The sequence below is a fragment of the Vreelandella piezotolerans genome (assembly GCF_012427705.1).
GTDB classification, from domain to species: Bacteria; Pseudomonadota; Gammaproteobacteria; order Pseudomonadales; family Halomonadaceae; genus Vreelandella; species Vreelandella piezotolerans.
Map to the genome: position 1 here is coordinate 3,283,071 of NZ_CP048602.1, position 23,688 is coordinate 3,306,758.

Annotated in this window: 25 protein-coding genes; 6 read left to right on the forward strand and 19 right to left on the reverse strand. The window is 54.3% G+C overall.

Features of this window, described 5'->3' with window-relative positions:
• Positions 1–10 precede the first annotated feature (10 nt).
• Genes tssE through tssB form a run of 3 tightly spaced genes read right to left on the reverse strand, consistent with a single transcriptional unit; the run spans position 11 to position 2,504 of the window.
• Positions 11–445, reverse strand: a complete 435-nt coding sequence (tssE, locus tag GYM47_RS15030) for a type VI secretion system baseplate subunit TssE (RefSeq protein WP_153843097.1) — start codon at positions 443–445, stop codon at positions 11–13.
• Positions 446–460: 15 nt separating this feature from the next.
• The gene (gene tssC / locus GYM47_RS15035) at positions 461–1,945 is read right to left on the reverse strand and encodes a type VI secretion system contractile sheath large subunit (RefSeq protein WP_153843096.1); all 1,485 of its coding nucleotides are present in this window, start codon (positions 1,943–1,945) and stop codon (positions 461–463) included.
• A gap of 52 nt (positions 1,946–1,997) precedes the next feature.
• Positions 1,998–2,504, reverse strand: a complete 507-nt coding sequence (tssB, locus tag GYM47_RS15040) for a type VI secretion system contractile sheath small subunit (RefSeq protein ID WP_153843095.1) — start codon at positions 2,502–2,504, stop codon at positions 1,998–2,000.
• 605 nt (positions 2,505–3,109) lie between these two features.
• On the opposite strand from tssB, the gene GYM47_RS15045 reads away from it, so the two are divergent.
• On the forward strand, positions 3,110–3,628 hold the full coding sequence (locus GYM47_RS15045) for an Hcp family type VI secretion system effector (RefSeq protein ID WP_139525722.1): 519 nt from the start codon (positions 3,110–3,112) through the stop codon (positions 3,626–3,628).
• 71 nt (positions 3,629–3,699) lie between these two features.
• On the opposite strand, the gene GYM47_RS15050 is transcribed toward GYM47_RS15045, so the two are convergent.
• From GYM47_RS15050 to GYM47_RS15125, 16 genes are all read right to left on the reverse strand, one after another.
• Entirely contained in the window at positions 3,700–4,722 is a 1,023-nt protein-coding gene (locus GYM47_RS15050; RefSeq protein ID WP_153843094.1) for a tryptophan--tRNA ligase, read from the reverse strand.
• A 49-nt stretch (positions 4,723–4,771) separates the two neighbouring features.
• Entirely contained in the window at positions 4,772–5,245 is a 474-nt protein-coding gene (locus GYM47_RS15055) for a pilus assembly PilX family protein (RefSeq protein WP_139525724.1), read from the reverse strand.
• Positions 5,246–5,247: 2 nt separating this feature from the next.
• A complete protein-coding gene (locus GYM47_RS15060; protein WP_231125590.1) occupies positions 5,248–5,721 on the reverse strand; it encodes a PilW family protein in 474 nt (157 codons plus the stop codon).
• 21 nt (positions 5,722–5,742) lie between these two features.
• Entirely contained in the window at positions 5,743–6,150 is a 408-nt protein-coding gene (gene pilV, locus GYM47_RS15065; RefSeq protein WP_153843093.1) for a type IV pilus modification protein PilV, read from the reverse strand.
• On the reverse strand, positions 6,150–6,551 hold the full coding sequence (locus GYM47_RS15070; RefSeq protein ID WP_153843092.1) for a type IV pilin protein: 402 nt from the start codon (positions 6,549–6,551) through the stop codon (positions 6,150–6,152). The genes pilV and GYM47_RS15070 overlap by 1 nt, the downstream gene beginning before the upstream one ends.
• A gap of 136 nt (positions 6,552–6,687) precedes the next feature.
• Positions 6,688–7,668, reverse strand: coding sequence for a 4-hydroxy-3-methylbut-2-enyl diphosphate reductase (gene ispH / locus GYM47_RS15075; RefSeq protein WP_153843091.1), 981 nt, complete (start codon positions 7,666–7,668; stop codon positions 6,688–6,690).
• A 36-nt stretch (positions 7,669–7,704) separates the two neighbouring features.
• Positions 7,705–8,148: an FKBP-type peptidyl-prolyl cis-trans isomerase gene (fkpB, locus tag GYM47_RS15080; protein WP_139525727.1), complete on the reverse strand. Its 444-nt coding sequence runs from the start codon at positions 8,146–8,148 to the stop codon at positions 7,705–7,707.
• Positions 8,149–8,167: 19 nt separating this feature from the next.
• A complete protein-coding gene (gene lspA, locus GYM47_RS15085) occupies positions 8,168–8,716 on the reverse strand; it encodes a signal peptidase II (RefSeq protein ID WP_153843090.1) in 549 nt (182 codons plus the stop codon).
• Positions 8,709–11,540, reverse strand: a complete 2,832-nt coding sequence (gene ileS, locus GYM47_RS15090; protein ID WP_194928577.1) for an isoleucine--tRNA ligase — start codon at positions 11,538–11,540, stop codon at positions 8,709–8,711. Before ileS ends, lspA begins: the two co-directional genes overlap by 8 nt.
• A 7-nt stretch (positions 11,541–11,547) precedes the next feature.
• Positions 11,548–12,585, reverse strand: a complete 1,038-nt coding sequence (gene ribF / locus GYM47_RS15095) for a bifunctional riboflavin kinase/FAD synthetase (RefSeq protein ID WP_153843089.1) — start codon at positions 12,583–12,585, stop codon at positions 11,548–11,550.
• 117 nt (positions 12,586–12,702) lie between these two features.
• Complete coding sequence (gene murJ / locus GYM47_RS15100; protein WP_153843088.1) at positions 12,703–14,280, reverse strand: murein biosynthesis integral membrane protein MurJ; 1,578 nt, start codon at positions 14,278–14,280, stop codon at positions 12,703–12,705.
• Positions 14,281–14,396: 116 nt separating this feature from the next.
• The gene (rpsT, locus tag GYM47_RS15105) at positions 14,397–14,663 is read right to left on the reverse strand and encodes a 30S ribosomal protein S20 (protein ID WP_083024671.1); all 267 of its coding nucleotides are present in this window, start codon (positions 14,661–14,663) and stop codon (positions 14,397–14,399) included.
• Between the two features lie 251 nt (positions 14,664–14,914).
• Positions 14,915–15,670 (reverse strand): amino acid ABC transporter ATP-binding protein, encoded by a 756-nt coding sequence (locus GYM47_RS15110; protein WP_153843087.1) that lies wholly within the window; start codon positions 15,668–15,670, stop codon positions 14,915–14,917.
• Positions 15,667–16,335 carry an amino acid ABC transporter permease gene (locus tag GYM47_RS15115; protein WP_139526218.1) on the reverse strand — a complete coding sequence of 223 codons (669 nt, stop codon included), beginning with the start codon at positions 16,333–16,335 and terminating at the stop codon, positions 15,667–15,669. The genes GYM47_RS15110 and GYM47_RS15115 overlap by 4 nt, the downstream gene beginning before the upstream one ends.
• A 69-nt stretch (positions 16,336–16,404) precedes the next feature.
• Complete coding sequence (locus GYM47_RS15120) at positions 16,405–17,169, reverse strand: amino acid ABC transporter substrate-binding protein (protein WP_168444491.1); 765 nt, start codon at positions 17,167–17,169, stop codon at positions 16,405–16,407.
• A 149-nt stretch (positions 17,170–17,318) separates the two neighbouring features.
• A complete protein-coding gene (locus GYM47_RS15125; protein WP_153843086.1) occupies positions 17,319–18,032 on the reverse strand; it encodes a nucleotide-binding protein in 714 nt (237 codons plus the stop codon).
• Positions 18,033–18,425: 393 nt separating this feature from the next.
• Between GYM47_RS15125 and GYM47_RS15130 the strand changes: the two genes are divergently transcribed.
• Genes GYM47_RS15130 through GYM47_RS15150 form a run of 5 tightly spaced genes read left to right on the forward strand, consistent with a single transcriptional unit; the run spans position 18,426 to position 23,542 of the window.
• Positions 18,426–19,721: a nucleotide sugar dehydrogenase gene (locus GYM47_RS15130; RefSeq protein WP_153843137.1), complete on the forward strand. Its 1,296-nt coding sequence runs from the start codon at positions 18,426–18,428 to the stop codon at positions 19,719–19,721.
• Positions 19,722–19,729: 8 nt separating this feature from the next.
• Complete coding sequence (locus GYM47_RS15135) at positions 19,730–20,674, forward strand: Gfo/Idh/MocA family oxidoreductase (RefSeq protein WP_153843085.1); 945 nt, start codon at positions 19,730–19,732, stop codon at positions 20,672–20,674.
• A gap of 19 nt (positions 20,675–20,693) precedes the next feature.
• A complete protein-coding gene (wbpD, locus tag GYM47_RS15140; RefSeq protein ID WP_153843136.1) occupies positions 20,694–21,266 on the forward strand; it encodes a UDP-2-acetamido-3-amino-2,3-dideoxy-D-glucuronate N-acetyltransferase in 573 nt (190 codons plus the stop codon).
• On the forward strand, positions 21,266–22,363 hold the full coding sequence (locus GYM47_RS15145; RefSeq protein WP_269202173.1) for a DegT/DnrJ/EryC1/StrS family aminotransferase: 1,098 nt from the start codon (positions 21,266–21,268) through the stop codon (positions 22,361–22,363). The genes wbpD and GYM47_RS15145 overlap by 1 nt, the downstream gene beginning before the upstream one ends.
• Positions 22,364–22,417: 54 nt before the next feature.
• Positions 22,418–23,542: a hypothetical protein gene (locus GYM47_RS15150; protein WP_153843083.1), complete on the forward strand. Its 1,125-nt coding sequence runs from the start codon at positions 22,418–22,420 to the stop codon at positions 23,540–23,542.
• Positions 23,543–23,688 lie beyond the last annotated feature (146 nt).

A 23,688-nucleotide genomic window follows, 5' to 3' on the forward strand; every position in this document is an offset into this window, starting at 1 on the left:
CGTTGGTCTATCAGTTGAGACACTGATAACGCTTGTTGTTGAGCAACAGATCGATCGTGGTGTGCGTACTGCTGTTTCCTAAAGCCACCGTTGCATGTACTTGAAAGCGCAGCTGGAGAGGGTCACCTGAGTTGGGCAACGACTCGACGTCGACATGCTGGACGCGTGGCTCATAGCGCTCGATACAATGCCGAATGGCCTGCTTGATATTGAGTTCCAGATCCAACACACCGATGGTGGCATCATTGAAATCCAGCAGGCCAAGCTCGGGCACACTCGCACTGTTGCCAGGATGGCTATTGAGCAAATCCACCAAATGCCGTTTGATGGACGCAACGACGACTTCCAGCGGACTCTCGCTCGCCTCTGCATGGTGCGGTTGAGGTGCGGCAAGACGCTCGAACAAACGGTTGCCTAATCGCTTACGACTGCTCTCCATTGCCATCCTGGCTCCACCCTCTTATTCCTTGTCGAGTCGACCGACCAAAGACAGCTCGAAGTTGGCCCCCATGTATTTGAAGTGCGGGCGAACGGCCATCGACACTTGATACCAGCCCGGATCGCCTTCGACGTCGGACACTTGGATAGAGGCAGCCCGCAGGGGACGACGGCTACGAACATCGGCAGGTGGATTCTCCTGGTCAGCGACGTACTGGCGAATCCACGTGTTGAGCTCGCGTTCCAGGTCTTGGCGTTCTTTCCAAGAGCCAATTTGTTCACGCTGAAGCACTTTGACGTAGTGCGCCAAGCGGTTGATGATGAACATGTAAGGCAGCTGAGTGCCCAACTTGAAGTTGGTCTCTGCGGCTTTCCCTTCCGCCGTATTGGGGAACACTTTCGGCTTTTGAACGGAGTTAGCAGAGAAGAAGGCTGCGTTATCGCTACCTTTACGCATCGTGAGCGAAATAAAGCCCTCTTCGGCCATTTCGAATTCGCGGCGGTCGGTAATGAGCACTTCCGTTGGAATTTTGGCTTGCAGCTGACCGAACGCCTCATAAGTGTGTACGGGGAGATTTTCCACCGCGCCGCCACTTTGCGGACCAATGATGTTCGGACACCAACGATATTTGGCAAAGCTGTCGGTCAGGCGCTCTGCGAGCAGATAAGCGGTATTTCCCCATAGATAGTGATCGTGGTTTTCGCTGACGTTCTCGCGGTAGTTGAACGTCTTAACCGGGTTTTCGATGGGGTCGTAAGGTGTTCGCAATAAAAAGCGAGGGGCCGTCAAACCAAGATAGCGAGCATCCTCGGACTCACGCAGACTGCGCCACCGTGCATATTTCGGCCCTTCGAAAATCGCTTTGAAATCCTTGATGTTGGGCAGTTCTTCGAAACTGTCGATCCCAAAGAAGGAGGGCGCCACGGAAGACATGAACGGCGCATGAGACATGGCGCCCACCGCCGAGGTGTACTGCAGCAGCTTCATATCAGGAGTCGAGGGTGAGAAATCGTAATGACCGATGATGCCCGCGACCGGCTCACCGCCAAATTGGCCATATCCTGCATTATAAACGTGGTGATAAAGGCCACTCTGGCTGATTTCGGGGGCAAACTCGAAATCTTCTAACAGCTCCTGTTTCGTGGCATGGAGCACATCGAGCTTGATGTTCTCACGGAAATCCGTGCGGTCTACCAGCAGCTTCAAACCGCGCCAAGCAGACTCCATTTGTTGAAAGCCACGATCATGGAGAATTTCATCGACTTGATGACTAATTTTACGATCGAGTTCGACGATCATACCGTCGACGAGCGACTTATTGACGTTTTGCACCGAATCACTATTGTTCAACAGCTCTGCAATGAACGCGGCCACGCCTTGTTTGGCGACATCATAGCCTTCATCGGCGGGTGCCATACGCGTTTGAGCCATTACCTGATCTAGCAGGGAAAGCTCTGATTCTGTCTCTGTCACTACTGCAGACTGCTGCTTTGCCGTTTTGCTCATTGCCATGCCTCGAAATCGTTGACGGTGGGATCGCTAAGACAACTGCCACGGCTCACTCGCCCTGGCGGTCCGACTCCAGTAGCTCCAACTCGCTTAATAGCTGCTGGCGAGCGTCTTCGTCCTCCAGCAGTTTTTGCAAACGATCACGGAAGGCGGGCACATTGCCCAGCGGCCCTTTCAAGGCGACCAGCGCTTCACGCAGCTCGACCAGCTTACGCAGTTCGGGTACCTGCTTGGCAACGGCATCAGGGGAGAAGTCATCCAAAGACTTGAACGACAGGTCGACCGCCATATCGTTAGGCGTTTCATCGTCTGCAAGGCGGTTAGGAACAGAGGCCTGAAGCGTTAGCCCAGCCTCACGCATGACCGATTGAAAATTATTCTTGTCGACGGAAACTGCTTGGCGCTCCTCAATCGACGTCTCTTCCTCACCGCCTTTGAAATCACCCACGACCAATAGCTTGAGAGGAAGCTCCGTTTCTGATTGTTGATCCCCGGTTGCCGGCACATACTTGATGTTGATGCGCTCTTTTGGCGCGACAGTTCCTTGTTTAGCCATGCGGATAAGCCCTAGAGAAAAGTGACCGAATGTAACCGCGAACGGTTCTCAATCAGGGAAAATTACCGAATTATTCTTCTCTATGCCAACCGCTCTGAATATCGATCCTGACAAACTAATCGCCAACTACTGTCTAGATAGCTACTGTTTCATTCATTTTTTTAGGAGTTAGCAGCTTTATAAAACAAAAATACTGACAAAGTATAATTTGTAAGATATTTCTTACAAAAACTATCGGCAATCTCTTAAGCGAATAGACAGAAATCACTTACAACAGCCATAAAAAACGACCGTTTGATCCGGCCATTTAGTCAACTATGATCCCTCATCATTCATGTCTTTGACTTCATTTAAAGCTACATTTATTAACATCTGCGTGCGATCTGCCACAAAGACTTAATACGCCCTGTATGTATTAGGCAACCTTTTGCCAATGGCAAGAGGTTGCTTAATGACAGGCAAAAAATTGCCTAATTAAAAATAAATAGCCTCGATATAAAAATTCAAGTGATTGTTTTTAAAGCGAACAGCCAGAATGGCATCTGTATTGCAATAACACTGCGTCCATCGGACAACGTTAACTCAATCCGTCAAGGAGCAGACTTATGCCAACTCCATGCTATATCAGTATCGAAGGCCAAACTCAGGGCAATATCACTGCTGGCGCATTTACCCCTGATTCAGTGGGTAACATCTACGTGGAGGGCCACGAAGATCAAATGCTGGTTCAGGAATTCAAACACGTCGTCACAGTTCCTACTGATCCGCAGTCTGGTCAACCGTCTGGCCAACGCGCCCACAAGCCATTTATCTTTACCGTTGCATTGAATAAAGCCGTACCGCTCATGTACAACGCGCTGGCATCCGGCGAGATGCTGCCGAACGTAGAGCTCAAGTGGTACCGCACGTCGGTAGAAGGCAAACAAGAGCACTTCTTCACCACGACCTTGACCGATGCCACGATCGTCGATATCAACCTGCGCATGCCGCACGCTCAGGATATGACGAAAGCCGAATTCACCCAGCTCATGGATGTTTCCCTCGCCTACCGCAAAATCGATTGGGAACACACCGTGGCCGGCACGTCGGGTTCCGACGACTGGCGCGCGCCTATCGAAAGCTAAGTCCCCTTTCGATACGCAAAAGGCCCTCCTTATGGAGGGCCTTTCTCGTTATTACCGCCAACTCATGCCTATCACACGAACCGGCCTAGACCGACCGCAGAACGTAACCGGTCCATCGTGACCGTCGCCTCTTCTCTGGCACGCTCGGCGCCTTTTTGAAGTACGGCTTCGATATGTCCGGGATCTTCCATCAGCGCATTATAGCGCTCCCTTGGCTCACTGAGATGCGCGTTGAGGTAATCGAACACTCGGTCTTTCGCCTCCCCCCAGCCAATGCCTTCAGCGTATTGCTCGCGCATATTCGCCGTCTCAGCATCGCTGGCGAAAGCAGCGTAAATCTGGAACAGCGTGCAGGTATCAGGATCTTTCGGCTCACCCGGCTCGAGCGAGTTGGTTTTGATTTTTCGCACCAGCTTTTGCAGCTTTTTCTCGCTAACGAACAGCGGGATCGTATTGTTGTAGCTCTTGGACATTTTGCGACCATCCAAGCCCTTCAATACTTCGCCCTTTTCGCTCACCACCGCTTCTGGCTGAGTGAAGTACTGACCTTTGAAAAGGTGATTGAAGCGACCCGCGATGTCTCTCGCCATTTCAATGTGCTGAATCTGATCGCGCCCTACCGGCACCTTGTTGGCGTTGAACATCAGTATGTCGGCGGCCATCAGCACCGGGTAGCCAAACAGCCCCATGGTGATACCTTTATCGGGGTCTTGGTCGCCCGCTTCTTCGTTCTCGGCCACGGCGGCCTTATACGCGTGAGCACGGTTCATCAACCCTTTCGCGCAGACGCAGGAGAGCATCCACATCAGCTCAGGGATCTCATGGATATCCGACTGACGGTAGAAAATGGCGTTGTCGGTATCCAGACCCAGCGCCAGCCACGTGGCCGCAATCTCTAAACGCGACGCTTGCACACGCTTGGGCTCTTGGCACTTGATCAGCGCGTGATAGTCAGCGAGAAAATAGAACGACTGCACGCTCGGGTCTTGGCTTGCTTCGATGGCAGGCTTGATAGCGCCCACGTAGTTACCAAGGTGCGGCGTTCCGGTCGTGGTAATCCCGGTCAGCACGCGGGTTTTGGCTGTCTGACTCATGATCTGAATCCAACTGAATGAAGGTCAAAAACGATACGCTATTGTACGCTTATTGCCAAACCACCGCTGCCTCTGCCCCTACTTCATGAGGGTTTTCGCGGCGAATGAGCAGCGGCGCACTTTGTGCGACCACCGTCCCGCTCCCTTCGAAGGTGGCCCCCATGGCCATGACCCATCGCTCGCTATGGTAAATGACCGGCATATAGAAACAGCTGTGCTGGGGACAGTGATGCGATGTCGATACTTTGGCGTGCGTGCCATACTCCTCAAAACGTGCCGTCTCGGGCGCATCTAGCAGTGGAGCGCCCTGCCAATCGAGTTCCTCCCAACGGGCCAAGGCTTCTGACGCCGCCGTTTCAGATCGCATTTGCGCTTGTATCGATGCACGAAAGTTACCTGCCAAGCGCTCGTCGATCAGTGCCGTTTGCATACTGACGAGCGCCATGACCAACGCGCTGGCCAGCAGTACCATGACGATGACCAAAGCCGCGCCCTGCTGTTGCTTCACTCCGCTCTTCTCCATGGTTATTCCCCTTGGGGTGCCAGTAGACTGGCACGGTGCGTTACATGAAAACGCAATTCGCTGCCGCCGGGGCCTAATGGCAATGACACGAGGCTATCGGCGCCGTCAGCCGTTTGGCTTCCCAACGGTACATCGCGTTCGCACGTACTCGTCGAGGGGGTGGCAAAATTGACCATGGGTTGAGCGCGCGACATGTCTTGCAACGTACAGCGGCACTCTTTGGCGACGCTCTGGCAACGTAAATGATAAAACGCCTGCCCCGACGCATCATAAGGCCCCTGCCGTCGCAGGGTTTGTGTCATCGTCGTCACTGCAAAAATCAGTGCTTCCTGCTGGCGACTCAGCATATCGACATGGCGATGGGTTTTCAGCGTGCCTAGAAATAGCTGCCCTGCCCCTAATACGATGACTAGCCCTATCGCCATCGCTACCATGACTTCCGTTAGGGTAAAACCGCGCTGCCTTTCCTTTAGCACAGAGACTCCTTGACCCTTACTTCAAAGCGGTAATAAGAACCGATACTCCATTCTGCCCCCGTTCTCATCCTGGGGCGTATCGAGTTGCACCGTGACATCGAACTGGCAGCCCGACCGGGCAATCCCACTTTGGCCCGGGTTCACGCTATGTCGTAGAGGGGCCCCCTTCGCCAGAAACCAGGCGTCACGCCACGCGTTTTCAATCGAGGCGACCGGTACGTCTTGGCACGCTTCTATATGAGAGATGGCGGCCCACACACGCTCTTGCGCGTCCAATGCAGCCACGGAGGCCAGCGACCGTTGATAACCGCTGTGAGCGCTTTGCATCGATTTCAGCTGCATTGCAGCCACACTGAGCACTCCCACTGACAAAATGACGAGCGCGACCAGCGCTTCCACCATAGAGAGTCCTCGCTGGCGCGTCTGCATTACCAACAGACTACCGGCGTGCGCTCGCCGCGCGCATTGAGTTGAATATCGCCATGACAGCCATCGGCCTGAGGGGTGGTCGCAGTGAGAAGAAAACCGCCGTCACTCTCTCCCCCTGCCGCGACAGAAAGGGTGTAGTTGCCATCAGGCGACGTCGTGGTGATGGCACAGCCGGTGTAGTTGTATTGACGAGAGTAGCAGCGCTCCATTTCAGAAGCGGCTTGCAGCAGCCCCGCATGCGCATCAGTGCGAAGCGAGCGTTCTACATAGCGTGTGTAACTGGGATAGGCGATACCTGCGACGATGCCAATGATGGCCACGGCAATCAGCATTTCGATGAGGGTAAAACCTTGCTGGTGAGTCTCCTGCTCGCCAGCAAGGGAAAATGAAGGGCTAGGCACCGAGTCAGCTCCTGTATCGGTTAAACCATACTTCGAGTATGTCGGAAACCGATACGCTTTGCATCACTCGCTGACGTCTATTCACTCACGCAAGTTCACCGATGAGCGCTTCAGCACACTCATCTTGTAAAGCGCGTTACTCGCTGACGATCACTCGTTCACGCAGCTCTCTTGGCATCGAGAACGTAATCGTCTCTTCACGCCCCTGCAGTTCGACAGGGGCTTCCGCGCCCAGTGTCTGCAACTTATCAATGACGCCTTTGACGAGCACTTCAGGGGCGCTCGCCCCGGCAGTGACGCCAATACGCTTGACGCCGTCGAGCCAAGTCGCATCAATTTGCTCAGCGTTATCGATCAAATAGGCAGGAGTGCCCATTCGCTCGGAAAGCTCACGCAGCCGGTTGGAATTCGAACTATTGGGGCTGCCGACCACCAAGACTAGGTCGCTATCCGCCGCCAAGTCACGCACCGCGTCCTGACGGTTTTGAGTGGCGTAGCAGATGTCGTCTTTACGCGGCCCCTGGATGTCGGGAAATTTGTCCCGTAGCGCGTCGATCACCTTGGCGGTGTCGTCCATGGAGAGTGTTGTTTGCGTCACGAACGCCAGTGCCGAGGGGTCGTTCACGACTAAGTTGGCCACATCCTGCTCGTCTTCGACCAAGTAAATCTTGCCGCCATGGGAGGTGTCGTAGCGCCCCATGGTGCCTTCGACTTCCGGGTGGCCTTCATGGCCAATCAAAATGCACTCCTGGCCGCGCTTGGCGTAGCGCAGCACTTCCATATGCACTTTGGTGACCAGCGGGCAGGTGGCATCGAACACCTTTAGGCCACGCTGCTCTGCGTCTTGCTGCACCGCGCGGGAAACGCCGTGGGCGGAGAAGATGACGATCACATCGTCGGGCACTTCGTGAAGCTCTTCCACGAAGACCGCGCCGCGTTCACGTAAGGTTTCCACCACGAAGCGGTTGTGCACCACCTCATGACGCACGTAAATCGGCGGACCGAAGACATCCAGCGCACGGTTGACGATATCGATCGCGCGGTCGACGCCCGCACAAAACCCGCGCGGGTTGGCTAGCTTGATCTGTACGGGCTGAGATGACTCTGATGACTGCATAAAAGCGCCTTGATGCAACCTGCATCGCTCAGGAAATTAGTGTTTGGTGATTGGCGTGACGTCGAGCACTTCGACATCGAATGTCAATGTACGCCCCGCCAGCGGATGGTTGAAGTCGACCTCGACGCGGTCACCATCAATGGCTTTGACCACGCCAGGCAATTCCGTTCCCGCTTTGTCGGCAAACGACATCACCATGCCGATCTCAGGCGATTCGTCACCAAAGTCTTCCCGCTTCAGCGTTTGAATGTTCTGCGGATTGTGTTGGCCAAACGCATGCTCTGGCGTGATATCGAACGAGCCGTTCTGGCCTGCGGCCATGCCTTTGATGGGATGCTCGAAGCCGGGCGGCAGATTGCCATCGCCAAATTGGAACGTCGCTGGCGCTTTCTCTTTGGTGGAATCGACGACCGTGCCATCTTCCAGCTTCAGGGTAAAATGCAGGGTGATTTCCATCCCATCGTCAATTAGGTAGTCCATGGTGCCTCACTCATTGATGTTAAGAAGAGGATGACTGCGCGGCTTTCTTACGCCGACGCTCACCCATGACCGACTCCCAAATCAAGCCCACGGCCCCTAGGGTAATGCCGATATCCGCCACGTTAAAGGCAGGGTAGTACCAGCCCGCCGCATGGAAGGAGAGAAAATCCACCACATAGCCGTGGATCAAGCGGTCGTACAAATTGCCCAACGCGCCTCCGATGATCAGCGGCAGCGCGATGGCTAACAGCGTCTCATCGGCGCGCACCCGAGATAGCCACACGGTGAGACCGATACTGGCACCGATGGCAATCGCCGCAAAGAACCAGCGCTGCCAGCCGGGATGCTCGGCTAAAAAGCTAAACGCCGCCCCCGTATTATGCAGCAGCGTGAGGTTGAAAAATGGCAGCACCTCGACCGGCTGAGCATAGTTCAGGAAATGGCTAGCGGCGTACTTGGTGGTCAAGTCCACTACGATGACCGCGACGGCAAGCCACAACCAGCGCAGCGGCCGCCGCATGGGCGGCCGCTGGGAGTGCAGATCGTTCGCTGAAGAGGCGTTAGGCATAATGACGAATCTCACCGCTACCGTCGGGTAAATTACTCACGCAGCGGCCGCACAGGTCAGGATGCTCGGCAATGCTGCCTACGTCCGCCCGATGATGCCAGCAGCGCTCACACTTGGCGTGCTCACTGGCACTCACCGCGACCTTCAGACCAGCAAGCTCGGTGCTTTCGGCATGGGCAGCCTTTGCGAGCGGCGCTAAATGCACTTCACTAGTGAGCATCACGAAGCGCAACTCGTCGCCAAGCTTGGTTAACGTTGCGTGCAGCTCCTCATTGACGAACAGCGTCACTTCTGCCGCGAGGCTACCCTTGATCACTTTGGCGTTACGGGCGTCTTCCAGACATTTGTTCACCGAATGCTTCACTTCCAGCACCTGTTCCCAGAACGCGCGGCCCATATCAGCGCCCTCGTCCAGCGTGGAGAGGCCAGTGTAGTAGGTCTCCAGCAGTACGCTATCGCCACGCTCGCCGGGGATATGCTCGAAAATCTCTTCGGCGGTAAAGGACAGAATCGGCGCCACCCAGCGACTCAGCGCTTCCACCACGTGATAGAGCGCGGTTTGCGCGCTGCGGCGGGCCAGCGAGTCGGTTTGGGTGGTGTACTGGCGGTCCTTGATCACGTCCAGGTAGAAGCCGCCTAGCTCCCGGGCGCAAAAGCCGTGCACCTGCTGATACACATCCAGGAAGCGGTACTCCTCATAGGCGGTTTCGATGCGGCCTTGAAGCTGTGCGGCACGGTCCACCACCCACTGGTCCAGCGCCAGCATATCGCCAAACGCGACTTGATCCCGCGCGGGATCGAACCCGTTCAAGTTGGACAGCAGGAAGCGGGCAGTGTTACGGATACGGCGATAGACATCGGCGGTGCGCTTGAGGATTTCATCCGAGACGGCCATTTCACCGGAGTAGTCGGTCGACGCCACCCAAAGGCGCAAAATATCGGCCCCCAGCTTATCCATCACGCTTTGCGGCGCGACCACGTTACCAATGGATTTGGACATCTTGCGGCCCTGGGCATCCACCGTGAAGCCGTGGGTCAGCAGCTGGCGATACGGGGCATGACCATCGATCGCTGCACCGGTGAGCAGCGACGAGTGGAACCAACCGCGGTGCTGGTCGCTACCTTCCAGGTATAAATCTGCCCGCGGGCCGCTTTCATGACCGTGGGGGTGCGAGCCGCGCAGCACATGACGGTGGGTAGTGCCCGAGTCGAACCATACGTCCAGCGTGTCGGTGACTTTCTCGTAATCCGACGCCTCTGCGCCGAGCAGCTCGGCGGGGTCGAGCTTGAACCATGCCTCGATGCCCTGCTGTTCCACGCGTTTGGCGGCTTCTTCCATCAGCGACACAGTGTTCGGGTGTAGCTCACCGGTTTGCTTATGCAGGAAGAACGGAATCGGCACACCCCAGTTACGCTGGCGAGAGATACACCAATCTGGGCGGTTGGCGATCATGCTGTGCAGGCGCGCCTGACCCCAGGCCGGGGTAAACTCGGTGGCCTCGATACCGGCCAGCGCGCGCTCGCGCAGAGTCTTGCCATCTTTGCCTTTGATATCCATGCCAACGAACCACTGGGCCGTGGCGCGGTAGATCACCGGCGTTTTGTGGCGCCAGCAATGCATGTAGCTGTGGGTGATCGGCGTATGGGCCATCAGCGCGTTCACGTCACGCAGCTTCTCGATGATGTTCGGGTTGGCTTTCCAGATCATCTGGCCGCCGAAGAACGGGAGGTCATCGGCGTAAACGCCGTTGCCCTGTACCGGATTCAGCATGTCATCAAAGCTCATGCCATGCTCACGGCAGGTGACGAAGTCATCCATACCGTAAGAAGGGGCAGAGTGAACGATACCGGTACTGCCGGCTTCAGACTCGACGTAATCCGCCAGATAGACCGGCGAGAGACGGTCGTAGAACGGGTGGCGGAAGTTGATCAGGTCCAAGTGTTTGCCCTGAGTCGTCGCGACCACCTCACCTTGTAAACCAAAGCGCTCCAAGCAGCTCTCGACCAGCTCTTCGGCCAGCAGCAGCAGGCGCTCACCGGTGTCGACCAGCGCGTAGGTGAAGTCGGGGTGAACGTTCAGCGCCTGGTTGGCGGGAATGGTCCAGGGCGTAGTGGTCCAGATGACCACTGCCGCAGGCTTGGCCAGCTCGCTCAGACCGAACGCCGCTGCCAGCTTGTCGGCGTCTTCCACGGGGAAGGCCACGTCGATGGCATCGGACTTCTTGTCAGCGTACTCGACCTCCGCCTCGGCCAGCGCCGAGCCGCAGTCGAAACACCAGTTCACCGGTTTCAAACCTTTGAAAACGTAGCCCGCGTCGACCATGTCGGCCAGCGCTCGGATTTCACCCGCTTCATTGGCGTAATCCATGGAGCGATAAGGGTGGTTCCAGTCGCCAATGATGCCCAGGCGCACGAAATCCACCAGCTGGGTTTCGATCTGGGCACCGGCGTACTCCCGGCAAAGCTCGCGGGCTTTATCGGCAGCCAGGTGCTTGCCATGGGTGGTTTCCACCTTGTGCTCGATGGGCAGGCCGTGGCAGTCCCAGCCGGGCACGTAGGGCGCATCGTAGCCCGCCAGGTTTTTGGACTTGACGATGATGTCCTTGAGAATCTTATTAACGGCGTGACCGATATGGATACTGCCATTGGCGTAGGGAGGGCCATCGTGCAGTACGAACAGCGGCGCACCCGCACGGGCGTCGCGCAGGCGCTGGTACAGGTTCATGTCCTGCCACTGGGAAACGCGCCCTGGCTCCTGCTTCGGCAGCATGCCGCGCATGGGAAAGTCGGTTTCTGGCAAGTTTAGCGTATGCTTATAATCCATAGTCCGGTCAGCCGTCGTTTGTATCGGCGGCGTCATCCGCCGAAGTGAAATCAGAAGAAGCGGTCTCACGCCCAAGCGGGGCCGAGGCCAGCGGAAGAGAGAGTGCAATGCCAGTCTCCACGGCCGCAAAGTAACGGCGCGCCCTGGCTTGGTCATGGTGAATCTGTGTTTTCAGTGCCTCGAAATCGTCAAACTTCACTTCCCCCCGTAGCCGTGCGCAGGGGTAAACCGTCAGCCGCTGGCCGTACAAATCGCCCGTAAACGCCAACAGGTGCACTTCCAGCGTGGGGCGTTTGGCTCCCACCGTGGGCCGAAAGCCGACGTTCGCCACGGCGGGATAGCGCTCACCGCTGGCAAGCTCGGCCACGACCGCAAACACGCCACGCAGCGTCAGCGGCTGGGGCAGCAGCGGTAGGTTCGCGGTTGGCACGCCAATGGTGCGCCCCAGTTGCTGGTCGCGCACCACGCGGCCATGCAGCGAGTAGGGCCGGCCCAACAAACGGGCAGCTACGTCGAAGTTGCCGCTGGCCAGCAGGGTGCGCACACGGGTGCTCGACACGCGCTCGTCATCGACTTTAAAGGTGCGGGTGTGCTCGACGCCAAAACCGTGGGTACGCCCGACCGCTTCCAACAGGCTGAAGTCCCCCTTTCGGTCGCAGCCAAATCGAAAGTCGTCCCCCACCACCAAGTGCTTGACACCCAACCCCTCGATGAGCACTTGATCGATGAATTCACGGCCGGTCAGGCTACGCAGCGCATCGTTGAACGGCAGACAGAGCACCTGCTCGGCACCGTGGTCGCGTAGCAGACGCATCTTTTCGCGTAGCCGTGTCAGGCGAGGCGGCGCTTGATCACCGGCAAAAAACTCGCGGGGCTGAGGCTCGAACACCACCACAGTCAGCGGAACGCCCAGGCGCGCAGCGTGCTCACGGCACTGTTGCAGGATCGCCTGATGCCCCCGGTGCACCCCATCGAAATTACCAATGGTCGCCACGCAGCCACGATGGGACGCTGTCAGATTGTGCAGACCTCGAATGACGTGCATGGCACCCCTGTTTTAAAAGCGTTAGATTTTAAAAAGCGCTGGCCGTGATCAAAGCGTTTGATTATAACGAACACGCAGGCCAGGTGCAGGAGTAGATCATCACCCCCAACGCCTAACTTAACCGTTCATTCTAAAGTGGCGCAGCCGCAGGCCAAGCGCCGTTAACCAGATGAAGTAGAGCCCGCCGCCCAACACGACCAAGGCCGCCACCCACCCCACGCGCTGCCATAGACCGAAGTCGAGCCATGCCTGCCAGTCAGGCGAGACGACCAGGAGCGCGAGACTCATGAGTACGCTGCCACCGATCAACTGTACGCCAAACCGCCCCCAGCCCGGCTGGAACACCAACACCTGCTGGCGATAGAGCAAGTACCCCAGCAGCCCTGCATTCAAAAACGCCGAGAGCGCCGTCGCCAGTGCCAAACCCGCGTGGGCCAGCGGCCAAATCAGCAGCAGGTTGAAGACCATGTTCGCAACCATGGCGATAATGCCTACTTTGACTGGCGTTTTGGTGTCTTGGCGAGCAAAGAAACCCGGCGCGAGCACCTTGATCAGCATAAAGGCCACTAAACCGAAGGCGTAGGCACGCAGGCTCATGGCCGCCATCTGAATATCGTTATCGGTCATCGCCCCGTAGTGAAACAGGGTAATCAAAAACGGCTCGGCCAGTACCGCCAGTGCCAATGCCGCTGGCACGCCCAGCAGCAGCACCACGCGAAGCCCCCAGTCCAGCATGGCGGAAAAGTGCTCGGTGGACTGCTCCGCGTGCCGCTTGGAAAGTGCAGGCAAGATAATGGTGCCAATCGCCACCCCAAACACGCCAAGCGGTAGCTCTACCAACCGATCCGAGTAGTAGAGCCACGAGACGCTTCCCGCCGCCAACAGCGATGCCAGCACCGTATCCAACAGCAAATTGATCTGCGACACCGATACGCCAAACAGCGCCGGGGCCATCAGTTTTAAAATACGCTTGACGCCGTCATGGGCAAAGTTGGGCCACGGCGTGGGCAAAAGCCCTAAACGCAGTAAAAACGGCACCTGAAACGCAAGCTGAGCCGCCCCTGCAATCAGTACGCCCCACGCCAGCGCCATGGCGGGCTCTTCCATCAGGGGCATCAAAAACAGCGCCGCACCGATCAACGACAAGTTCAGCAGTACTGGGGTAAATGCGGGCACTGCAAAGCGGTTCCAAGTGTTCAGCACGCTGCCTGAGAACGCGGTGAGCGAAATGAGCAGCAAATACGGAAACGTCAGCCGCAGCATATCGGCGGTCATCGCTAGTTTATCAGGGTCGCGACCAAAGCCAGGGGCAAACAGCCACACCAGCCAGGGCGCGCCCAGCATCGCCAGCGCCGTGATCAGCGCTAGCAGGGCCGTCAGGCTGCCCGCCACCGCGTTCAGCAGCTCACGGACCTCCTGCTTGGTACGCTGAGAAGAGTACTCCGAGAGCACCGGCACGAAGGCTTGATTGAATGCGCCCTCGGCAAAGAGACGGCGTAAAAAATTGGGAATCTTAAATGCCACGAAGAACGCATCGGAGCCATTGCCCGCTCCTAGGAACGTCGCTACGACCACATCGCGCACCAACCCCATCACCCGGGAGAGCATGGTCATGGCGCTGACCACCAACCCAGAACGCATCAGTCCTCGACGGGGTGGCGGCATATTGGCATGCGGTGATGTATCGGCGCTCATCAAGTACTTTCCTACAGGCGACTAGAGGCTAAATAGAGACTCGCACATCGCCTGCGAGGCGACGTTCAGGCACAAAAAAACCGGCCGCAGCCGGTTTTTTTATGGCGCCTGCCGGCTTACGCCGCCAGAGCCTTAATGCGCTTGTTCAAGCGGCTTTTCAGACGTGCAGCTTTCTTCTTGGAAAGAACGTCTTTATCAGCAATACGGTCAACGACCGGCTGCATTGCCTTGAACTCTTCCATCGCTTTGCCATGGTCGCCGGTGTTGATCGCTTTGATCACACGCTTGATGTAGGTGCGGACCATGCTGCGCTGGCTGGCTTTCAGGACGCGACGAGTCTCGGCCTGGCGGGCGCGCTTGCGTGCTTGCTTGCTGTTCGCCACAGGTATCTCCTTGGAGAATAAGGGCTGCCTATCAACGGCAACGAATTTACTATGTGTTTGTCGGCTGGCAGTTGCCAAATCACGACATTTCCGTAACAACCAATTGATCTAGCAGGGTTTTCAACACTGCTAAATAGTGTAACGAGCAGTCTTATAGCTGCCCGCTCACGGGTCTTGTCTGAGAGGATGGCGTAGTCTATCACGCGCAAAGCGGGCTTACTAGCCGGTGTCAATGCTTTTCGATGGTGCACTTACGGCAGTGCCTGGCCCGTGGGTGCCAAAATCTTGCGCAAAAAGCGCCGCGTGCGCTCGTCTTGGGGATTGGTGAAAAGCTGCTCTGGTGGCGCCTGCTCGACGATTTGACCTTCGTCCATAAACACCACACGGTCGGCGACGTCTCTGGCAAATTGCATCTCGTGGGTGACCACGATCATGGTTTGCTTCTCGGCCGCCAGTTGCTTCATGAGAGCCAGCACTTCCTCCACCCACTGCGGGTCGAGCGACGAGGTCGGCTCATCGAACAAAATGACGTCGGCATTCGCCGCCATGGCACGGCCAATGCCCACCCGCTGCTGCTGGCCGCCGGAGAGCGATGCAGGGTAAGCATCCGCTTTATCCGCCAAACCGATGCGCGCCAGGATCTCCCTGGCGCGAGCGTGGGCCTGCGCCTTGGGTAGCTTGTCCACCACGATCATGCCTTCGCTAATGTTTTCCAGCGCGGTTTTATTGGCGAACAGGCCGTAATTCTGAAATACGAAGGCGGTGCGACGGCGCAGTGCCAAAATATCCGCCCGACTCGCCTTTCGCGCATCGGCGCGCAGATCACCGACGGTAATATGCCCTGCCTCTGGGCGCTCTAAAAAATTGATACAGCGCAGCAGGGTCGACTTACCGGTGCCCGATGGGCCGATGATCACGATGATCTCACCCTGCTCAAGGTGTAAATCTACATGACTGAAGACCGGCTGCTGTCCAAACTGCTTGCTGACAGATTCAAGCGTGATCATCGCTGGTACGCCTTGTTCAAATACGTTTCCAGTCGGCGCTGGCCCCAAGAGAGTGCTTCCACCACGACCCAGTAGATGATCGCCACCAACAGGAAGGCTTCCAGATACAAAAAGCTGCCCGATGCCTCTTTCTGGGTGGCCCCCATCAGCTCCGTCACGCCCAGCGTAAAGGCCAGCGAGGTCGCCTTGATCATATCGATGAAGTAGTTCATCAACGTTGGCGTGGCCACGCGGGTGGCTTGCGGCAGGATAATCCGCCGCATCAGCTGCGGCTGGGTCATGCCTATCGAGAGCGCCGCCTCGGTTTGGCTGCGGTCGATACCCACGATGGCCGCACGAATGGATTCCGCCATATAGGCCGAAAAGTGCAGCGTCAGGCCCAATACCGCAGCGGTGACGCCATTAATGGAAATCAGCGCATCGATGAGCTGGGGCAGGCCGTAGTAGAACAGAAATAGCTGCACCAGCAGGGGCGTGCCGCGAAAAAACGAAATGAACAGCAGCGCGGCGCCGTTCAATACGGGAATCTTCAACACCCGCACGACCGCCAACAAGCAGGCAATGACTAGCGCAAATACCATGGCGATGCTCGCCATCTGCAGCGTCAGCGGTAAATAACTCAGAAGGACCGGCAACAGGCCCCACATATACTCCACATTTAGCATCGTCGTATCGCTTATCAACAAAACGGCCGTGGTCATGCCACGGCCGCCATCATCAGAGGTTCGCCGAGCTTATGGCGTCGTGATGTCAGTATCGAACCATTTCTGGGAGATTTCACCCAGAGTGCCGTTTTCACGCAGCTCAGACAGCGCGGCGTCGACGCGGTCGCGCTGCGCCCTCCCCTCCTCGTCGTCACGGAACGGCAGCGCGTTTTCGATGGTGGTGAACGGTTGACCTGCCAAGGCGAGCGGCAAACCGCGCTCACTAATGACCTGGCTGGCACTCACTCGATCCATCACGAAGGCATCGACACGGCCCAGCGCGACATCCTGCTCCACATTGGATTCGTAGGTGCGGATATCGATCTCGTCGGCGTTCGGCTGCTCACGCAGCAGCTGCTCGTAGTTAGAACCCAAGTTCACTGCCACGCTTTTGCCGGACAAATCGTCGACGCCTTCGATGGTGTCGTTACCGGCACGTACGACCACTTGGGCACCGTCGTATACATAAGGCGCGGTAAAGGCATACTTGGCTTTGCGCTCATCGGTGATAGTGATTTGGTTGGCAATGGTATCGATGCGACCCGATTCCAACATGCCCGCCAAGCCCGAGAAGCTCGCGGTCACGAATTCGATCTCGTCGCCGGTGATCTCCCCTACTGCATTCATCACATCGACTTCGAAACCCTTCAGCTCATCTTGCTCGACATAGGTGAACGGGAAGTAGCCACCCGACATACCGACACGCAGCGTGTCGGCCTGGGCAGCCATGGATGCCCATCCCGCAACGCCCAAGGAGAGCGCCATCACAGTCTTTTTCAAACGGCTTACGTTCATCATACGGTTTTCCTCATCGGGCCTTAGGCCCCTCGTAGAGACAGGGGCACTGGCGTCGGGGTGCCCGTCACCAGCGCAATGCCGACAAGATACCAGCAAAAAAGAAATAATAAACCGCCTGCTTATGATTTTTTGGAACTAGCCATATCTCAAGTTGACTGCATCGACTCGCCGCCCAGGCCGACGACCTGCTCTAACTGCTCATAGGCATGCCGTAGCCACACCTTCATACGCTGGCGCTCGGCAATGTTCATCAGGCGGCGGTCGTTGGCCACCGCCCAGAAGCTACTATTATTGAAATCGATTTTTTGGGTGAGCTTGGCATGCAGCCTTGGAAGCTCAATGAGCGCCACCCCCTGGTCATGAGCTTGCGTATAGGTATCCGACAGCAGAAAGCGCTCGAAATGTTCGCCGCGGCCTTTGTTCTGCACCACCACGATGTCGACGGGTTGCGATGCGTAGCGCGTCAACACCTGAGACAGCAGCGTCACCGAATCGGCGCCATCGTCCATCACGTGCCACCACACGACTTGCATACCCAACTCATCGAGCAGGCCGAACACATCGGTTTCATCGATCCAGCGATTGATGGGCTGGGCCGATTGCGCAGCCAAGTCGATGATCAAATCGCGATCCGGGTGCTCCTCGACCGCCGAGAGCATGCCGTCCAGGCTGTCGTCGTCGCCTACCACCACCGGCGAGGCGTACTCCTGATAAAAGCGTGAAAACGTACCGTGGGAGGCGTCGCAATCAAAGCCCAAAAACGGCCGTTCGTGATCGATGTAGTACTGCGCCAACACCCGCGCCGTCATCGACTTCCCCACCCCGCCCTTCTCACCGCCAATAAAGTGAACCTTACCCATCCGTGTCTCTCCGCCGTCGGGCCCGATGCCCTGTTGGGAATTTAGCAGGAAAACAGATTGAGCTAGACTTCAAATAAGCACCATAAAAAGGTGGTACATGCTGCCTGATTTGCTCCATAACTCTTCATAATTAGACGCTCTGACTGAGGGATATTAAACACAGGAAGCACAAAAAAATAATAAAAAACAACATTTTAAATTTTTTTACTGAGCTAGTCAGCTTTGTAGCGATTACGTCCATATATTTTTTAGCTTGAGCATGCATGAGCGAAATTATAGAACCAAAAGCGCCACCCTGATCCATTAGCAAAAACTGCCGATAGGGCGTCAGGATACGACACCACACAGCGTCACGGAGAGGTAGAGGAATACGTCATGAGCACCCACCAGCTTATGCTGCAACATAGATTGCGTAGCAAAATTGCTAAAATTTGCATAATAGGGCTAGGTTACGTCGGTTTGCCACTGGCATTACGCTATGTCGAAGCTGGTTTTCGGGTAATAGGAGTGGATATTGATCAGTCAAAAATCGATCTCCTGAGTAGTCGAAAAAGCTACATTGAGCACATACCATCAGAAAAAATTGAAGCCGCTAGTCACTGCGGGTTTGAAGCCAGCTCCAACTTTAGCCGCGTCGCAGAAGCTGACGCCATCATCCTTTGCGTGCCTACCCCTCTCAATAAATACCGCGAACCAAATATTAATTTTGTCATAGACACAGTTAACGCTATCAAGCCCTACCTGCGCGAAAACCAAATTGTGTCATTGGAGAGCACCACCTATCCGGGCACTACTGAGGAAGAGCTGTTGCCACGCGTGCAGGAGAGTGGCCTGATCGTTGGAGAAAACATTTTCTTAGTTTACTCGCCAGAACGGGAAGATCCTGGCAACCCAGACTATGAGACTCGCACGATTCCTAAAGTGATTGGTGGACACACCCCAGCCTGTCTCGAAGTGGGTATTGCGCTTTACTCACCCGCGATTGATCAGGTCGTGCCAGTCAGCTCTACCAAAACAGCCGAAATGACCAAGCTGTTAGAGAATATCCACCGCGCTGTAAATATCGGCTTAGTCAACGAGATGAAAATGGTCGCCGATCGAATGGGCATTGATATATTTGAGGTTGTGGATGCCGCAGCAACTAAACCCTTTGGCTTCACACCCTATTACCCGGGCCCAGGCCTAGGTGGCCACTGTATTCCTATTGACCCCTTCTACCTTACCTGGAAAGCTCGAGAATATGGACTGAATACTCGTTTTATCGAGCTTTCTGGGGAGGTGAACCGCGCCATGCCAGAGTATGTAGTGAACAAACTGATAGATGGCCTGAATGAGAATGGCAAGGCGCTCAAAAACAGCCGCGTACTAGTATTAGGTATCGCCTACAAAAAGAATGTGGACGATATGCGCGAGTCCCCCTCAGTGACGATCATGGAGTTGATCGAAGCAAAAGGCGCAAAGGTGGACTACAGCGATCCTCATGTGCCCATTTTCCCAAAAATGCGCGAACACCATTTTGAGTTGGCAAGCGTGGAACTGAACGTTGAGAGTTTGGTGAGCTTCGATGCTGTGGTACTGGCTACAGACCATGACTGTTTCGATTTCGAACTGATCAAGCAGCATGCCCAATTGATAATTGACAGCCGCGGTACTTTCCGCGAGTCCCACTCACATATTATCAAGGCCTGAGGAAAAGAATGAAGAACTTTGCCCTAATCGGCGCTGCTGGCTACATAGCTCCTCGTCATATGAGAGCGATTAAGGAAACCGGTAACCATCTGGCAGTTGCCTATGACATCAACGACTCGGTGGGAATCATAGACTCCATATCTCCCCAAAGTGCATTTTTTACCGAGTTTGAGCGCTTCCAAGAGCATGCTTGGCAGCTCAAGCGTACCCCCCAGACTGCGCTGGACTACTTAACGGTATGCTCACCCAACTACCTGCACCATGCCCATATTGCCGCAGGCCTAAGGCTTGGCTGTAATGTGATATGCGAGAAGCCGCTAGTACCTACACCTGAACTACTTGATGAGCTGGCATTAATTGAGCAGGAGACTGGCAGGCGGGTCTTCAACATTCTGCAGCTACGACACCACTCAGCCATCCTGGACCTAAAACAGAAAGTTGAGAATAGCTCACGCTCAAACAAGTACGAGGTGGAGCTTACCTATATCACTTCCCGCGGCAAGTGGTATATGGAGAGCTGGAAAGGCGACCCACGCAAGTCCTTCGGTGTAGCCACCAACATCGGCGTCCACTTCTTTGATATGTTGTACTTCGTCTTTGGCAGCCTACAGAAGAACGTGCTGCACTACGCCAGCGACAACAAAGCCGCTGGTTACCTTGAATACGAGAGGGCTCGGGTACCGTGGTTTCTTTCTATCGACGCCAATGACTTACCGGAAAGCATCAAGGGTAAGCAACCCACCTACCGCTCCATTACCGTGAATGGGCAAGAGATCGAGTTCTCCAGCGGCTTTACCGACCTGCATACGATAAGTTACCAAGAGATTCTCGCTAACCGCGGCTACGGCATTGAGGATGTGCGCCACTGCATTGAGGCCGTGAACATTATCAACTCCGCCCAGCCTTCTCCAGGGGTCGATAAAGCTCACCCATTCCTGAGCAGGCTGGTATGAAATGGATAACTCAAGCTTGATGATTCATGATTCCGCCATTATCGATGAAGGAGCCCAGATAGGTAAAGGCTCCCGAGTATGGCACTTCGTGCATGTATGTAGCGGGGCTCAAATTGGCAAAGGCGTCTCACTGGGGCAAAACGTCTTCGTCGGCAATAAAGCCGTGATTGGCGATAATTGTAAAGTGCAGAACAATGTTTCCATTTATGACAATGTCACCCTGGAAGAAGGCGTATTTTGCGGCCCCAGCATGGTATTCACTAACGTCTACAATCCCCGCTCGCTCATTGAACGAAAAAATGAATACCGCAACACACTAGTGAAGAAGGGCGCTACCTTGGGAGCCAACAGCACTATCGTCTGTGGTGTTTCCATCGGCGAGTACGCCTTTATCGGCGCCGGAGCAGTCGTCAATAAAGACGTTTTAGCTTACGCCCTTATGGTAGGTGTCCCAGCCAGGCAAATCGGCTGGATGAGCCAATACGGCGAACAACTAGCTCTACCATTGCAAGGGCAAAGCGAAGCAGTATGTCAGCATACCGGTGACCGCTATGTACTAAATGGCAACCAGCTGAAGAGGATGAGCGCATGATTCATTTTATTGACCTCGCAGCCCAACAAGCGCGCATAAAGGATAAAATCGACGCAGGTATCCAGCGGGTTTTGACCCACGGTCAGTACATCCTTGGCCCCGAAGTGGCCGAGCTGGAAGAAAAACTCGCTGCCTATACTGGCACCAAGCATTGCATTACCTGCGCTAACGGCACAGACGCCTTACAGATCGCCCTTATGGCGATTGGGATCGGCTACGGAGATGAGGTGATTACTCCCGGTTTCACTTATATTGCCACCGCCGAAACGGTAGCGCTGCTGGGCGCCAAACCAGTTTATGTGGATATTGACCCTCGCTCTTACACCCTAAATCCATCAACGCTAGAAATAGCCATTACACCGCGAACCAAGGCCATTATTCCCGTTTCACTCTACGGTCAGTGCGCTAATTTTGACAACATTAATTCCATTGCGGAAAAATACGGTTTACCGGTAATTGAAGACGCTGCCCAGAGCTTTGGCGCTACCTATAAAGGCCGCCAATCTTGCAACCTAAGTACCATCGCCACTACTAGCTTCTTCCCGAGCAAACCGCTGGGTTGTTATGGTGATGGAGGTGCAATGTTTACCAACGATGATGAGCTAGCTAAAGTACTGCGCCAAATTGCCAGCCATGGTCAGGATCGCCGCTATCATCACATCCGTGTAGGTGTAAACAGTCGATTGGATACCCTGCAGGCTGCTATCTTACTGACCAAGCTAGATATTTTTAACGAAGAACTACTACTACGCCAGCAAGTAGCCGATCGCTACACTCAACTACTTAACGGCGCAGGCATAACCACCACACCTTATGTCGCCCCTCACAATACTTGCACCTGGGCACAGTACACCATTCGGGTCGAAAATCGTGTAGAGGTACAAGCCAAATTGAAAGAAAGTGGGATACCAACCGCTGTACATTACCCAACCACGTTAAACCAGCAACCTGCGGTCGCTGACAAAAATTCATATTTACCAATAGGGGACCAAGCAGCTACACAAGTAATTAGTTTACCTATGCACGCTTACCTCAGCAGCCATCAGCAAACTCAAGTAGCTGTAGAGCTAACATCGGCGATAGCATTTAGCCGATAAAGTCTAACTCTCCCTAAAGAAAAACCAACTTCTCAAAGAAAAGAAAGGCTAGACGTGAAACTACTTATATTATATAACGCAAAAATTGACCCATTCGGCACACACTTAGCATTCTCTAATAGCATTGCAGAGGCCGCAGCCGAGCGCAAATATGAGCCGCTCATTATGGATATTAGCTGCTTTCGTCACGAAGCATATGAAGCCCTAACCTCTGGTTATTTCGATGCGGTACATTTAGAGCAAAGCCACGGCGCTGAACTAATAAAAAAAGCACGCCAAGAAAAAAAAAGGACTCCTCCCTTTTACTCATTAGTTAGAGACATGCCCTTTTACCCATGGATAAAAGAAAACATTATTGAAACAAACGATAACTCTAAGTTTTTCTATGTCGAACCTACTGCTATTGACATTGCAAAAAAAATCAACAAACGACACGATGGTGAGTATCATCCTAGTCTATACACTTCATCTCTTGTCACAAAAGACAGATTAACAAAGCCATCTCAAAGGCCAATCAACAATCTATACGTAGGCAGCTATCAAAATAACGAAAAAAACCTCAATGAAATCAAAAAAAATAAAGCGCTCTCTCAAGCGTTAGAAATCGTTCTTGAAACCAAAATAACACCTGCTCATATTGCGCTCTCCGAAGCTTTCAAAAGAAACATAAATTTTGAAAAAGAAAGCAATATGGTGGATTTATGTTTTCTTATCAATCAAGTAGCAAGATCAATTCGCCGTGAACAGTTTTTACGTAGCATTGCTCCCAAAATCCCTCTCACACTTATGTGGAATGGAAAATTTCCAGAAGGCATTAAGTTTCATAAAGACACAAAAATATTAAAACCAAAGAATTATGCACAGACTGTTAAACTAATGCACTATAGCAGCAACATGTGGATGATTATCAACAACTTTGGTTCTGCGCTAAGTGAGCGACAGCTGACGGCTGCTGCTAGCGGGTGTATTCCCTTCACCACCATGAATAATCATCAAGAAAAGCATAAAGAATTACAATGCATTTTCCATAATATAGATCACGACATAGAAAACAGCATCGAGCTGTCAAAAGACTTAAGCACCCTTGACACTATACACACTATCATTACAGAAGGAAATGCATTAAAAGAGTTCACACCATCGCAGTATTTAAAAAAATTGGCATATCTTACTAAATAAGCAACTCTTATTATAAAAATCATACTAAAAAATTATAGACGCATTATAACCCCCCCCTTAAAGCTCTCCACAAAAAGCAAGGCAGTAGGGATTTTGAGCATCCTTACTGCCTTGAAACAAAAGATAACAACTTACTGACATTCAGT